The sequence below is a fragment of the Halovulum sp. GXIMD14794 genome, assembly GCF_054457455.1.
The window spans coordinates 68,177-82,313 of record NZ_JBTLNF010000001.1 but is presented as its reverse complement, the minus strand read 5'-3'; the positions used below and the strand labels follow the sequence as shown (position 1 = coordinate 82,313).

At 68.7% G+C, this 14,137-nt stretch carries 13 protein-coding genes; 3 read left to right on the top strand and 10 right to left on the bottom strand.

Going from position 1 to position 14,137, the window contains the following annotated elements; translation table 11 throughout:
• Positions 1-10 precede the first annotated feature (10 nt).
• The 10 genes from ACW9UR_RS00365 to htpX all read right to left on the bottom strand — a co-directional run bounded on the left by ACW9UR_RS00365 (position 11) and on the right by htpX (position 12,598).
• Positions 11-1,177, bottom strand: coding sequence for a DNA recombination protein RmuC (locus ACW9UR_RS00365; protein ID WP_458914900.1), 1,167 nt, complete (start codon positions 1,175-1,177; stop codon positions 11-13).
• Entirely contained in the window at positions 1,177-3,024 is a 1,848-nt protein-coding gene (mutL, locus tag ACW9UR_RS00360; RefSeq protein ID WP_458914899.1) for a DNA mismatch repair endonuclease MutL, read from the bottom strand. The genes ACW9UR_RS00365 and mutL overlap by 1 nt, the downstream gene beginning before the upstream one ends.
• A 63-nt stretch (positions 3,025-3,087) precedes the next feature.
• Positions 3,088-4,401 (bottom strand): M16 family metallopeptidase, encoded by a 1,314-nt coding sequence (locus ACW9UR_RS00355; RefSeq protein ID WP_458914898.1) that lies wholly within the window; start codon positions 4,399-4,401, stop codon positions 3,088-3,090.
• Entirely contained in the window at positions 4,401-5,738 is a 1,338-nt protein-coding gene (locus ACW9UR_RS00350; protein WP_458914897.1) for a M16 family metallopeptidase, read from the bottom strand. The genes ACW9UR_RS00355 and ACW9UR_RS00350 overlap by 1 nt, the downstream gene beginning before the upstream one ends.
• Positions 5,739-5,808: 70 nt before the next feature.
• A complete protein-coding gene (locus ACW9UR_RS00345; protein WP_458914896.1) occupies positions 5,809-6,333 on the bottom strand; it encodes a DUF3035 domain-containing protein in 525 nt (174 codons plus the stop codon).
• 56 nt (positions 6,334-6,389) lie between these two features.
• Entirely contained in the window at positions 6,390-6,875 is a 486-nt protein-coding gene (lspA, locus tag ACW9UR_RS00340) for a signal peptidase II (protein ID WP_458914895.1), read from the bottom strand.
• 3 nt (positions 6,876-6,878) lie between these two features.
• The gene (purH, locus tag ACW9UR_RS00335; protein WP_458914894.1) at positions 6,879-8,477 is read right to left on the bottom strand and encodes a bifunctional phosphoribosylaminoimidazolecarboxamide formyltransferase/IMP cyclohydrolase; all 1,599 of its coding nucleotides are present in this window, start codon (positions 8,475-8,477) and stop codon (positions 6,879-6,881) included.
• Between the two features lie 90 nt (positions 8,478-8,567).
• A complete protein-coding gene (locus tag ACW9UR_RS00330; protein WP_458914893.1) occupies positions 8,568-10,331 on the bottom strand; it encodes a heparinase II/III family protein in 1,764 nt (587 codons plus the stop codon).
• 63 nt (positions 10,332-10,394) lie between these two features.
• Positions 10,395-11,684, bottom strand: a complete 1,290-nt coding sequence (locus ACW9UR_RS00325; protein WP_458914892.1) for an RsmB/NOP family class I SAM-dependent RNA methyltransferase — start codon at positions 11,682-11,684, stop codon at positions 10,395-10,397.
• On the bottom strand, positions 11,681-12,598 hold the full coding sequence (gene htpX, locus ACW9UR_RS00320; RefSeq protein ID WP_458914891.1) for a zinc metalloprotease HtpX: 918 nt from the start codon (positions 12,596-12,598) through the stop codon (positions 11,681-11,683). The genes ACW9UR_RS00325 and htpX overlap by 4 nt, the downstream gene beginning before the upstream one ends.
• Positions 12,599-12,698: 100 nt before the next feature.
• Between htpX and ACW9UR_RS00315 the strand changes: the two genes are divergently transcribed.
• From ACW9UR_RS00315 to ACW9UR_RS00305, 3 genes are all read left to right on the top strand, one after another.
• Positions 12,699-12,872, top strand: a complete 174-nt coding sequence (locus ACW9UR_RS00315; protein ID WP_458914936.1) for a DUF1674 domain-containing protein — start codon at positions 12,699-12,701, stop codon at positions 12,870-12,872.
• A 68-nt stretch (positions 12,873-12,940) separates the two neighbouring features.
• Positions 12,941-13,639: a TetR/AcrR family transcriptional regulator gene (locus ACW9UR_RS00310; protein WP_458914890.1), complete on the top strand. Its 699-nt coding sequence runs from the start codon at positions 12,941-12,943 to the stop codon at positions 13,637-13,639.
• A gap of 57 nt (positions 13,640-13,696) precedes the next feature.
• On the top strand, positions 13,697-14,134 hold the full coding sequence (locus ACW9UR_RS00305; protein WP_458914889.1) for a PAS domain-containing protein: 438 nt from the start codon (positions 13,697-13,699) through the stop codon (positions 14,132-14,134).
• Positions 14,135-14,137 lie beyond the last annotated feature (3 nt).

Here is a 14,137-nt window from a genome sequence, read left to right as displayed (position 1 = left end):
TTGCGCCGCTCTAGGATTCGGAACGCAGCATCTCGGGCAAGGCGCCCGCGTCGGCGGACAGGTCCTCACCGCCATCGAAATCCATGTCCTCGAGCTTGCGCGCCCGCGTCCCGGCCTTGTCTGCGGACAGCCGGATCTCGGCCACGTCGCGGGTCACTTGCGCGAAGTGCCTGTCGAGGTTCGCCGCGCGCTGGCCCAGCCGGTCGACGTCGCGGGCGAGAAGCCCCAATTCGCGGCGGATGCGCCCCGCCTCGTCCCGCATACGAGCATCGCGCAGCACCGCGCGCAGCGTGTTCAGCGTGGCCATGCAGGTGGTGGGCGAGACGATCCAGACGCGCGCCGCGAACCCTTCGCGCACGACGTCGCCGAAACGGGCGTGCAGTTCGGCGTAGACGGCCTCGGAAGGCAGAAACATCAGCGCGCCGTCGGCGGTCTCCCCTTCCAGGACGTAGCGCTCGGCGATGTGGCGGATGTGGGTGCGCACCGCCGTCCGGAAGGCGCGGGCGGCGGCGGTCTTTTCCCCCTCGGTGGCCGCGGCCATCAGTGCTTCGTAGCTTTCCAGCGGGAACTTGGCGTCGATGCAGATCGGTCCCGGCGGGTGCGGCATGTGGATCAGGCAGTCGGCGCGGCGGCCGTTCGTCATCTGCGCCTGGAACGTGTAGGCCCCCGCGGGCAGCGCGGCCTCGACGATACCCTTGAGCTGGATTTCCCCGAACGCGCCACGGGTCTGCTTGTTCGCGAGGATGTCCTGAAGCGACAGCACGTCGCCCGACAGCCGCTCGATGTTGGCCTGCGCCTTGTCGATGGTCGCCAGTCGCTCCTGCAACTCGGTCAGCGAGCGTGTGGTGCGCACGGTCGAGCCGTGCAGGCTGTCGGCCATCTGGCGTTGCACCTCCTCGAGCCGCCGCTCGAGCGTTTCCAGTGTCGACAGCTGCGCGCGGGCCTGTGCTTCGGAGACCTGGGACAGCCCGCCCGCCAGCCGCTGCTGCCCCGCGCCGAGATCCTGCACCGTTCGGCCGAGTTGAGCGACCTGCTGAGCCACCGGCCCGGCGGCGCGGGCAGCGCGGTTGGCGGCGCGCACCGACATGAGCAGCAAGATCAGCACCAGCAGGACCGCGCCCACCACCGTCCAGGCCAGCGGGCCCGCGGCATGGAGTTGCGCCAGGTAAGGCTCCATCAGCGGCGGCCGAAAAGTTTTTCCAGGTCAGCCAGAGACAGCGCGACCCAGGTCGGGCGGCCGTGGTTGCACTGGCCGGAATGCGGCGTCGCCTCCATTTCGCGCAGCAGCGCGTTCATCTCGTCGGCGTTCATCCGGCGGCCCGAACGCACCGAGCCGTGACAGGCCATGCGCGACAGCACCGCGTCGAGCCGGGCCTCAAGCGTTGCGGCGGTGCCGAGGTCGGCCAGTTCGTCGGCAAGGTCGCGCAGCAGCGGCTCGGCGGCGACGGTGCCCAGGATCGCGGGCGTCTCGCGCACTGCAAGCGCGCCGGGGCCGAAGGGTTCGATGACAAGTCCGGCCTGTTCCAGTGCCTCGGCCTCGGCCAGCAGGCGTTCGCGGTCGTTGTGGTCCAGCTCGACGATCTCGGGGACCAGCAGGGCCTGCCGGGCGACGCCGTTCTCGCGCAGACGGGCCTTCAGCTTTTCATAGACCAGCCGCTCGTGGGCGGCATGGGCGTCGACCAGGATCACGCCTTCGTCGGTCTGCGACAGGATGAAGGTCTCGTGGATCTGCGCACGGGCCGCGCCGAGCGGGCGGGCGGTGAGCTGTTCCGGCTCGGCTTCGGGCTGCGGGTCGATCCGGGCAGAGGTCCAGGCAGACGCTTCGGCAAAACCCTCGGGCGCGGGCTGGGGGGCCTGCCATGCGGTGGCTGCGCCCAGTGCCTCGCGCCGGGGGCGGTCCATCTGGTAGACCGGCGCGCCGGGGGCGGTCGGGGCCTGGAATGCCCCCAGCGTGGCGTCGGATATCGTCGTCGCGGTCCGGTGCCCCGCCCCGGCCAAAGCGTGGCGCAGCCCCGAGACGATCAGGCCCCGCGCGACGCCTGGATCGCGGAACCGCACCTCGGCCTTGGCGGGGTGCACGTTCACGTCCACCGAATGCGGGTCGCAGGTGATGAACAGCGCCGCCGCCGGGTGGCGGTCGCGCGGCAGCAGATCGTAATAAGCCGCACGCAGTGCGCCGGTCAGCAGCTTGTCTCGGACCGGGCGATTATTCACGAACAGATGGCACGCCACCGCGGCGCCGCGCGAATAGGTCGGCAGCGCGGCAACGCCGGTCAGGCGCAGTCCCTCGCGTTCCGCGTCGATAGGGATGGCGTTTTTGACGAAATCGCTGCCGAGGACTTCGCGCGCGCGATGCTCGAGCGCATCGGGGCCAGTAGCGGGATCGGCGCGAAAAATCTCGCGCGGCTTGTCGCCGGAATGGTCGGTCAGGGTGAAGCCGACCTGCGGCGCGGCAAGGGCCAGCCGGCGGACCGTCTCGCCGATGGCCTGCGCCTCGGCCCGGTCGGTGCGCAGGAACTTGAGCCGGGCGGGAGTCGCGCGGAACAGGTCGCGCAGCTCGACCACCGTGCCCCGGCGCAGCGCCGCGGGGCGAACGGGCTCGGGCTTGCCGCAATCGACGGCGATCTCGAAGGCGCTGTCGGCCCCCTCGGCGCGGCTGGTGATCGTCAGTCGCCCGACCGCGCCCAGCGAGGGCAGCGCCTCGCCCCGGAAGCCGAAACTGTGGATGTCGAGCAGGTCCGAGCCATCGATCTTGGAGGTGGCGTGGCGCGACAGGGCCAGCGGCAGTTCCGCCTCGGGGATGCCGTGGCCGTCGTCGGTGACGCGCAACAGGCGCTTGCCGCCGTCGGCATAGTCGATGGCGATCCGGGTCGCGCCTGCGTCGAGCGCGTTCTCGATCAATTCCTTGATTGCGGAAGCCGGACGCTCGACGACCTCGCCCGCCGCGATGCGGTTCGCGGCGGCGTCGTCCAGCTGCCGAATCGGACGGCGCTGCGGGCGTATGTTGGGGGCCTCGGCGTTCATGCCACTAGGGGTAGCATGAGCGCCGGGGTTTTGCCAATGGCCGCAAGCGCGCTATCGGGCCCGCTATTGTGTGGCGGAAACGCCCTCGGGGCGGCCTACGACGACCACGTGCAGCGCTTCCGGGCGCAGCAGGCGACGCGCGACGGAGTTGACCTCCTCAAGCGTCAGATCGCGGATCAGCGCGTTGCGCTGGCGCGGATAGGTGATCGGCATCCGCTCGCGTTGCAGGCCGACAAGGCCGCCCGCGATCCGGGCGTTGCTGTCGAAGCGCAGGGCGTAGCTGCCGGTCAAGTACTGCTTGGCGGCATCGAGCTCTTCCTGCGTGATCCCCTCGCTGGAAATCCGTTCCCATTCCTCGCGGATCAGACCGAGGGTTTCGGCCATCTTGCCGTTGGCGGTCGAGACCGCGCCGGCATGGAGCGTCGCGAAGTCGCCGCCGCCCAGCCAGGTGCTGATCCCGTAGGTCAGGCCGCGCTTGACACGGATCTCTTCCATGAGGCGCGACGCGTAGCCGCCACCGCCGAGAATCTGGTTCAGCACATAGGCGGCAAGAAAATCCGGATGATCGCGGGTCAGGCCGGAGTGGCCGAAACGAGCCACCGCCTGTGGGGAATCGAAGTCGATGACCTGGAGCGAGCCAGGCTCGGGGATTTGCGCGAAACCGGGCAGGTCCGGGCCTTCCTGGGGCAAGGTGCCGAAGAGCCGATCGAGCATTAGACCTAGCTCCTCGGGGGTGATGTCACCGACCGCGCCCACTTTCAGCCGGTCCAGCACGAAAGAACGCTGGTGTGCGTCGAAAAGATCCTGACGGGTGAGGCTGTTGACGGTCTCGATCGTACCATCAACCGGACGCGCATAGGGATGATCGGGATAGAGCGTCTGGTTCAGCGCGCGGCTGGCCAACCAGTTAGGGTTGGTCTGGTCGGCGTGCAGGGACGAAAGAACCTGGGACCGCACGCGCTCCAGCGCCTCGTCGGCGAAGGTGGGCTCGTTGACGGCCAGCGCCAGCAGCTCGACGCTTTCCTCACGGAACTCGGTCAGCATCTCGGCGCTGACCGACACACCGTCTGCACCCGCGCTGAAGCCGTAGCGCAGCGCCAGTTCCTCGGCGCGGGCTGTAAAGCCGAAGCTGTCGTAGGGGCCCGCACCCTCTTCGAGAAGGGCAGTCATCAGGTTCGCCGCACCAAGTTTGTCCTCGGGGTCCAGCACGCCACCGCCCTGGAAATGGGCGTTGATCGCCAGCATCGGGATCGACGGCTCCTGCACCAGCCATGCCTTGATCCCGCCCGGAGACGTCACTTCGACTATCTCGGTCGCGGCGCGCAGCGGCTGTGCCAGCAGCAACACCAGCGCGATCAGAAGCGGAAACAGTCGCATCAGAGTCCCTCGTCCGTGCCGGTCAGGTAGGCGGTCACACCCCTGCCCTGTTCGAACACCAGTTTCGCGGCCTCGACGACCTCTTCGGGCGTGACTGCCTGAAGCGCCTCGGGCCAGGCCTGGACATCCTCGACCGTCAGCCCGGCCGTCAGCGCCCGCCCGTAGAGCCGCGCGCGGCTGTCCTGGCGGTCGAGCGCGTAGACCTGCGCGGCCCGGACCTGCGTCTTGACCCGCTCGAGATGTTCGGGGTCCGGACCCTCAGCGATGAACTCGGCGAGCGCCTCGTCCATCGCGGCTTCGGCGTCCTCCAGACTGACGCCTCGCGCGGGGATCACGTAGACGCCGAACTGCTTCGGGTCATAGCTGATGCTGTCGTAGAAACTGCCCGCGCCGATCGCGAGTTTGTCTTCGAACTGGAGGGTCTGCACCAAGTGCGAGGTAATACCGCCGCCCAGGAGCTCGGCCAGCATGGTCAGCGCCGCCGCCTGCTTGGCTTCGCCCGGAACGCGGCGCGGCGCAATGTAGCTGCGCACGACATAGGGCTGGCGGACGCGCGGGTCGGCCTGGACCAGGCGGCGCTCGGTCAGCGGCTCGGGCTCCTGCACGCGCACACGCTCCGGGGTACCCGCGGGCGGGATCGGGCCGTAGTGCTTTTCGGCCAGGGTGCGGACGTCTTCGGGCGTGGTGTCGCCGGCAACGATCAGGATCGCGTTATCCGGGGCATAGTGCTTCCGGTAGAAGGCAATCGCGTCCTCGGCTGTAAGCCCCTCAATCTCGTGCCGCCAGCCGATGATCGGTGTGCCGTAAGGGTGATGCAGGAACTGCACTGCGCGGCGCTGCTCGGCAAAGCTTTCCTCGGGGTTGTTGTCCACCCGGCTGCCGCGTTCCTCGAGGACCACGTCGCGCTCGGCCCCGACGATCTCTTCGGTCAGGATCACATCGGCCATGCGATCGGCCTCGAGCCCCATCACGAGGTCCAGGCGATCCGACGCGACCTTCTGGTAGTAGCCGGTGAAATCCCAGCTGGTGAACGCGTTGTCCTGCCCGCCGTTGGCCTCGATGATCCGCGAGAAATCCCCGGGATCCAGCTCGTCCGTCTTCTTGAAGGTCAGGTGCTCGAGAAAATGCGCAAGGCCCGACTTGCCGTGCGGATCGTCCGCTGCGCCGACCTTGTACCAGACCATGTGGGTCAGCACTGGCGCGCGATGGTCTTCGAGCACCAGCACCTGCATGCCGTTGTCGAGGGTGAAGGCCGTGATTCCGTCATCTGGCTCGGCGCCGAGCGCCTGGAGCGGAGCGAGACTCAGGATAGCAAGTAGGGCGAACAGTTTGCGCATGCGTCCTCCTCGGTCGGTGAGTGTAGAAGGCATGGCGGCGGTGGCAAGAGGGGTGCCGTACGTCGTGACGTCAGCCCGGGGGCATTTGCGGCACCAGATATCCCTGGGACCGCCAGCGCAGAAGCTCTGCCTCCGAATCCAGCCGCTGCCCGTCGTAGACACGGCTCTCGCCAGTGTTGCCCAACCAGCGATAGAGCAACCGGGGCTGGTTTCTTCGCTGATATTCGACGTCCTCGACCGCAAGTACCTGGCGGATGTTCGGCTGAACGGCGCCTGCATTCGTGGCGACGAGCAGCGCGTTGTCCGACGCCACGGTGGTGCCCCGCCCGGGCTGCCCGCTGAGCGCAACGATAGCGTCGGCGTTCGGCGTCAGGTCGGTCCGGTTCCGCCCACCGGGAATCGGCGGCGGCAGCGAATTCAGGTTATCGGGCACGACGATCGCCTTTTGAGGCAGAACGTCGAACTCTTCGGGCGCGATCGTGCTGGCCGCACTCAGCCGTTCGACCGCACTGCGGTCGTCATCTGTCGCGCCGCCGCAGGCGGCCAGCGAAAGCGCCGCGCCTGCAAGCAGTAGGGTCCGGGTTCTAAGTGCCATGCGATGTCTCATGCGTTGCCCCTGATAGCGCAGGATTCGGGCGGCGTCACGCCCCCTCAGCGCCCTTCCGCCGGAGCTTGCGGAAAGATCAGCAGTGCAGCCGCCCCGAGGAAGATCGCGGTGTCCGCGACGTTGAATGCATAGGGGTTGTCGAAGCCGCAGCAGCTCATGTTGATGAAATCCGCGACCGCGCCATAGCCGACGCGGTCCCAGGCATTTCCGAGTGCCCCGCCGACAATGGCGCCCACCGCCGCGGCCGAACGTCGCCCTGCCCCGCTGCGCAGCACCCAGATCGACAATCCGATCGAGACCGCAACCGCCAGCGCCACCAGGAACCAGCGCTGAAACCCCGAATCAGAGCCGAAGAGACCGAAGTTGATCCCCGGGTTCCAGGCCATCTGGAACACGAGGTACGGCGGCAGCACATCGACGCGCAGCACCTCGGCCAGGTTCATCCCCTCGACGACCGCCCATTTGGTGGCCTTGTCGACCACCAGTACGCTCAGCGCCGTAACCGTCAGCCAGAATGCCGGAGTGCGCATCGTTCAGTGCCGGAAATGGCGCATGCCGGTGAAGACCATCGCCAGACCCGCCTCGTTGGCAGCGTCGATGACCTCCTGGTCGCGGACCGACCCGCCCGGCTGGATCACCGCCGTCGCGCCCGCGTCGATCGCCGCCTGCAGACCGTCGGCGAAGGGGAAGAAGGCGTCAGAGGCCAGCGCCGAACCCTCGGTCGGACGCGAGGGCAGGCCCAGCTGTTCGGCCATGTCAGCGGCCTTGCGCGCGGCGATCCGGGCGCTGTCGACGCGGCTCATCTGGCCAGCGCCGATACCGACGGTCTTGCCGTCCCGCGCATAGACGATGGCATTGGACTTCACGTGCTTGGCGACGCGCCAGGCGAACAGCATGTCCGCCAGTTCCGAGGCCGTCGGCGCGCGTTCCGTCACCACCTTCAGCCCGTCGCCGTTGATCCGGCCGTTGTCGCGGTCCTGCACCAGGAACCCGCCCGAAACCTGCCGCCAGGTCAGGCCCGGCGCCGCCGGATCTGGAAGCGCACCGGCACTCAAAAGGCGCAGGTTCTTCTTGGCCTCGAACAGCTTCGCCGCCTCGGCGCTGACCGAGGGGGCGATCACCACCTCGGTGAAGATCTTCGTGATCTCCTCGGCGGTCTCGGCATCCAGTTCCTGGTTCAGCGCGACGATGCCGCCGAAAGCCGAGGTGCGATCGCAGTCGAAAGCGGCCTTGTACGCCTCGGCCAGCGAGGCGCCGCGCGCCACGCCGCAGGGGTTGGCGTGCTTGATGATGGCGACGGCGGGACCGGATTCAGGCTCGAATTCCGAGACCAGTTCGTAGGCGGCATCGGTATCGTTGATGTTATTGTAGCTCAGTGCCTTGCCCTGAAGCTGGCGGGCAGTGGCGACGCCGGGCCGGTTGTCGCCGGACCGGAAGAAGCCCGCCTGCTGGTGCGGGTTCTCGCCATAGCGCAGTTCTCCGGCGCTGCGACCGGCGGCGACTCGGCGCGCGGGTTTTTCATCGCCCGAATGCTTGGTCATCCACGCCGATACCGCCGCATCGTAGGCACCGGTCCGGGCATAGGTCCGCGCCGCCATCCGGGTGCGGAACGCCAGCGAGGTCGCGCCGTCCTGCGCGTCCAGTTCGGTGATCAGCGCGGCGTAGTCCTCGGGCTCGGTGATGACGGCGACATGAGCGTGGTTCTTCGCCGCGGCGCGCAGCATCGCCGGGCCGCCGATGTCGATGTTCTCGATTACCTCGGGCGCCTCGGCGCCGCGGGCGACGGTCTCTTCGAACGGGTAGAGGTTCACCACGAGGATATCGATCGGGAGGATGCCGTGCTTTTCCATCGCCGCGATGTGGTCGGCATCGTCACGCAGCGCCAGCAGACCGCCGTGGACCATCGGGTGCAGCGTCTTCACGCGCCCGTCCATCATCTCGGGGAAACCGGTGAGGTCGGCAACGTCCGAAACCGTCAGCCCCGCCTCGCGCAGCGCCTTCGAGGTGCCGCCGGTCGAGACCAGCTCGACCCCGCGTGCGGCTAATGCCTGCCCCAGTTCGACCAGTCCGGTCTTGTCGGATACCGAGATCAGGGCGCGTGCGGGTGTCACGCGGTCGGGGCTGGCGGTCATGGGGCGACTCCGGGTCTGGGGGGCTGGAATTCGGCCCCTATGTGCCGCCAGCCTCACCGGGCGTCAATGGTTGCCGGGTAAAGGCGTTCCTTAGGACGGTGCTTCAGGCGGCACGCGGGGACGCCCCGGCGCCGGCCGCGGCGCGGCGCGCTCGCGCACCAGGCTCCAGCTGATATCGGCCGAGGCACTCGTCGCACGGCCCCGTACCACGATCTGCCGCGCGGGGAGAGGCTGGGGGAGGTCCGGATCGACATAGGCGCTGGTCTCGAGGTCCATCAGTCCGTCCTGGTGCCGGAACAGCCAGACCTCGCCCGAGGGCAGGAAGAGCCGAACACTGTCCGAAGAGCGTTCCAGTTCCGCCTTAAGGTCAGGGTGCAGGTGGAAATGCACCGACAGTCCGACACCCAGCTTCGCCGCGCCTTTGATCCGTGCAAGGAAGCGGCGGCGAGCCTTCTGGTCCGGTGACAGCAGCACGTCCTCGCCATGCACCTGGTCGCCCAGTGCACTGACGAACAGGCGGCGCTCGTGCAGCAGGCCGTAATCCTCGAGATAGCCGTCATGCCGGACTTGGATCCAGGACCCGGTGATGTCCGACGCCTGCGCCAGCGATACCATCGAGGGCCGCCCGTGTAGCGCGTCGAGCTCGGGATTGCCCGCCGCCCGCTCGGGCGCAAAGCGCGAGGACGAGGTCTTGTCCAGCGCCAGCGTGTTGTGCGCTGGCGTTGTGCGCGGCGTCCGCACCCAGTCCGGCAGGTGAGGCAGCGCGGGGCCTACGTTGACGATCATCCGCTGCCGCCCCGAAGACATCTCGAAGCCCAGAGTGCTGGCATGGGCACGCGGCGCTTGACCCGGCGGGCGTGCGCAGTCGGCGATCACCTGCGTGCGGCCGCCATGCAGCCGGACGAAACCCATGGCCGGCGTCTCGCGCGGGCGGGTGCGGCAGCGCGAATCCGCCAGAGCAAGGTCCAGCGCACCCTCGGCCCCGGCACTACCGCCGTGGAACCGGGCCAGCGTGCCGTCGCCGTGGCGCAGGGCCCGCAGTGTCGGCGCGATACGGAGGATCGCCGCCTCCAGCTCCGGCAGCGGCGGCTGGCCGAGGTCGTCATAAAGCGCCCGCAGCAGCAACAGCTCGTGGAACACCCGCAACAGGCCCGAGGGTCGGCGCGCTGCTATGCCACCGTTCTCGCCCACCGTTTCGTTCGAGAACGCGGTCAGCCGGGACCGGGCGATGCGCAGTTCGTCGTCGAATCCGTCGAGGCAGAGCGCGCCGAAGGCCAGACCCGAAAGCGCCTCGAGCTGAGCGACAGGATCGGACTCCTCGGCCCAGGTGTCCTTGAGATAGGCGGTGTGCTGCGCCAGCGCGGCCTGCACCCGTTCGAGCGATTCCGCCGGCAGGTGCCGTACCAGGAAGCCCAGATGCACCAGAAGCCGCCGAAGCCGCTGTCCGGTGCAGGCGGCCTGCCAGCCCGGCCCGGTGCCGTCGCCGAAACGATCGAGCCAGCCCAGCACCCAGGCCTGTGCCCGGGACCGCGCCGCCTTGCCGCTGAGCGCGGCCATGTCGTCGAGCCAGCCGAAGCCATGCAACCGCTGCATCAGGGCATCGGACGGCAGTTCGAGTTCCCACGGGGTCAGGCCGCGCAGCGGGGTCGAGAAACCACCCAGAACCAGCGTGCCGTCGAGCGCCTGTCGGGCGGCGGTGAAGTCGCCGAACTCGCGGGCCTCGGGGCGATGCCGCAGACCCGAGAACTCCCGCCCGGCGGTCAACTCGCGCATCCGTTGGCGGGCGCGCGCCTCGGCCCGGCGCGTTTGGAAACGGCCGAAACTGTCGGTCAGCGCGGAAAGCGGTCCGGACACGGGCGTTGGGGTTCCCTGGTTGCACTCGGGCCGACCTTACGCCCGTCGCGAGAACCTGTCACCTCACCCGCCGGGCTTGATGAACACCGTTGCGAAAAAGCCGTCCATGTGACCGCGCTCGGCCCAGAAATCGGGGCGCAGGCGCAGATGGCCCTCGGCGGTCCACCAGTCGTCCTGGGCGCCTTCCGGGCGGCGCGGGGCCACGATCAGGCCCGGATGACGTTCCGTCGCAGCGGCGGCCTGCGCCTCGCCCTCGCGCGGCAGCAGAGAGCAGGTGCAGTAGAGCAGCCGCCCGCCCGGTTTCAGCCAGCCCAGCGCCCGGTCGATCAGCGCCGCCTGCAACTCGAAGAGCGGCGCGAGATCCGGCGCGGGGCGCGCATACGGCAGGTCCGGGTGTCGGCGCAGCGTTCCGGTGGCCGAACAGGGCGCGTCGAGCACCACGATGTCCACCGGTTCGGGAGGGCTCCAGTCCAGCGCATCGGCGGCGATCACCTCGGCCTGCAGACCGGTTCGGGCGAGGTTCTCGCGCAGCCGGTCAAGGCGGCTGTCCGAGAGATCAACCGCCATCACCTGCGCGCCCCCGGCGGCAAGTTGCATCGTCTTGCCTCCCGGCGCTGCGCAAAGATCCACGACCCGCAGGCCCGCGACATCGCCCAGGAGCCGTACCGGCATCGCGGCGGCGGCGTCCTGCACCCACCAGCGGCCCTCGGCGAAGCCCGGCAGCGTGCTGACCTGTCCCGGCGAAGCGAGGCGCAGGCTGCCGGTCGGCAGCAGCTCTGCGTCCAGTTCGGCGGCCAAACTATCGATGTCGCTTGCCTCGCGTGGCGTCAGGTCCAGCGGCGGCGGGACCGTCTGCGCGAGCGCGATCGCGGCGGCAGCCTCGGTCCCCCAGGCGCGGGCGACAGGCTTCTGAAGCCAGCCAGGCAGCGTAGGCGCGGGGCGGGCGGCCCAGGCCTCGGCCCCCTCACGGGAAAGCCGGCGGGCAACGGCGTTCGCCAGTTTCGACAGGTGACCATGCTTCTTTGAGGCCTGCACCAGCCGCACGGCGCCGTCCACGGCGGCATAGTCCGGCACACCGTCCGTCACCATCTCCCAAGCGGCAATGCGCAGCGCCCCCAGCACCGGCGCGGGCGGCGGCTTGCGCAGCATTGGGGTCAGAACCGCGTCGAGCGCGGGAAGGTGGCGCAGCACGCCGGTTGCGATGGCCGTCGCCCGCGCCCGATCCGCGGGTTCGAGCGCATCAAGCGCCCCGCCCGGAGCGGTAAGCTCGGCCAGGGTGCGGCGACGCTCGAGTACGCCCGACAGCAGCGCCGCCGCGCCGCGGCGTGCGGGAAGTCCTGCAGCTTCACTCACCGGCGGCGGACCGTCGGAATGGGGCTGCGACGCTCGTGCGGATGGCGCGGCTGCGGGCCGGGGCGACGGTAGTGCCCGTCGGCGGCCATCGCCTCGAGCGCAGCGATCCGGCGCTCGACCGGCGGGTGTGTCGCAAACATCCGGTCCAGCCGCATGCCGGTCAGCGGGTTGATGACGAACATGTGCGCCGAGTTCGGATGCGTCTCGGCCGACGGCATGGTGACATGCCGCGAGTGCGCCGAGATCTTGGCCAGAGCCGAAGCCAGCGCAAGCGGCTGACCCGAGATCTCGGCCCCGCCCGCGTCAGCGCCGTACTCCCGCGTCCGGCTGACGGTCATCTGGATCAGCGCGGCGGCCAGCGGCGCAAGGAAGACGGCGATCAGCACGCCGAGGACACCGAACTGCCCCTTGTCGCGGTCGCCGCCGAAGAGAAAACCGATGTTCGCCAGCATCGAGATCGCGCCCGCGATCGTCGCGGCGATGGTCATGATCAGCGTGTCGCGGTTGCGGATATGCGCGAGTTCGTGCGCAATGACCCCCTCGACCTCGGCCCGGTTCAGCGCGTGCAGTAGGCCTGTCGTCACGGCAACGGCTGCATTGTCCGGGTTCCGCCCGGTCGCGAACGCGTTGGGTTGGCGCGAATCGATCACGTAGACGCCCGGCATCGGCAGGTTTGCCCGCTGCGCGAGGCTCGCGACCATGTCCCAAAGCTCGGGCTGGGACATCCGGCTGACCGGCTGCGCGCCGTGCATCCGCAGCGCCAGCTTGTCCGAATTCCAATAGGTGAAAAGGTTCGTGCCGACGGCAAAGACCAGTGCCAGCACCATCCCAGAGGTGCCGCCGATCAGATAGCCGGTGCCCATGAACAGCGCAGTCAGCGCCGCGAGCAGCATGCCGGTCCGCAAGATGTTCATCGCTCGTCCTCTTCGGCTTGTTTCACCGGGTTCGCAGCTCATATAGGAAATGCACGACGGAAGGAGAAGCCGCTTGCCCGACCAGCCGGACGAAACCGCGATGACACCCGAAGAGCGCAGGAAGGCCGCAGCCATGCGCGCACTGGCCGAAGCGGACGCGCGCCGCAACTCCGCAAAGGCGCTGGACCTGCCACCCGAACTGGGCGGCCGCGACGGGCCTGAACCGGTGCGCTATGGCGACTACGAACTGAACGGCAAGGCCATCGACTTCTGATCACGGTTTCCGTGACGTCCGCCCGGCCCCCCTTTGATCGGCCGGTGATCAATGCTTACATGTGGGGCATGAGCGAACTGGCCCCCATCACGACGACCCCGGCGACGCAGAAGCCGCTGAAGCGCGGCGACCTGCGGAACGCGCTGATCTGCTATGCCCGCGCGGAGACGGACGCGGGTCGGATCGATCACATGAGCCTGCGCGCCGCCGCGCGGGACCTGGGCGTGTCCTCGGGGGCGGTCTACCGGCATTTCGACGACAAAGACGCCCTGCTGAAGGCCGTCGCACACCAGGGCTTCGAGGAGATCCGGGAGCGGTTCGTCTCGATCCGACCCGAAAGCGAGCCGGCAACCGCCGTCGAGATCGCGGTGGCCCGCGCCTTCAGAATGGGCCGCGCCTTCGTGGAGTTCGCGCATGAACAGCCCGCACTCTGGCGGATGATGTTCGGGCGAATCGGCGTTCTCTGCCGCAAGGACAAGGAATCGGACCCGGAACAGATGGGCTACACGGTTCAGGATTGCACGTTCGAGAACATGCGCGATCTGTACCGTCTGGGCGGCATAGACGACGAGCCGACCTTGGAGGACACGCGGTTCTTCTGGAGCGCGATCCACGGCGCGGCGGACCTTTCCCAATGCAAGATGCGGGTGGACAACTGCTGCATGGAAGAAGTGGCGGACCAGACCACCGCGCGCTCGATGCGAGCGCTTGGCTGCGACCGCACACTCATCGCGCGCGGCCGCGCGCTGCTCGACGCTGGTTCCTAACACCGGTTCTTAACTTGCCGGCGCTAGGGCTGGGGCGACCGAGAAGGAAGCCTGCCAATGCCGCCGATTCGCCTGACCCTGCAATCCGCCGACCGCGCTGAATACCGTGGCCTGATGGCCGCGCTGGACGCGACGCAGTGCCTGATTTGGTTCGACGCCTCGGGGCAGGTCGAGGGCGCGAACGCCAACGCCCAGGGCCTGTTCGATCTGCCGCTAGAGGACCTCCGCACGCTTTCACTGGCCGAGCTGGCCGAGACCGCGCACAAGCCGGGCCACTCTCCGTATTACGAACGCCATTGGGCGCGGGTGCTTCAGGGGCGCCTGCGCACCGAGGAGCGGGTGCTCTTCGATCGGCACGGTCGGGAAATCTGGTGCTCGCTCACCTATGCGCCGGTCCGCAACGAGGCCGGTGCCGTGACAAGGGTCTGCGCGCTGATCATCAACCTCTCGCGCTGGTCCTGGCGGCCGCCGGATCGGGCTGGGCGGGTGTTCTGAACA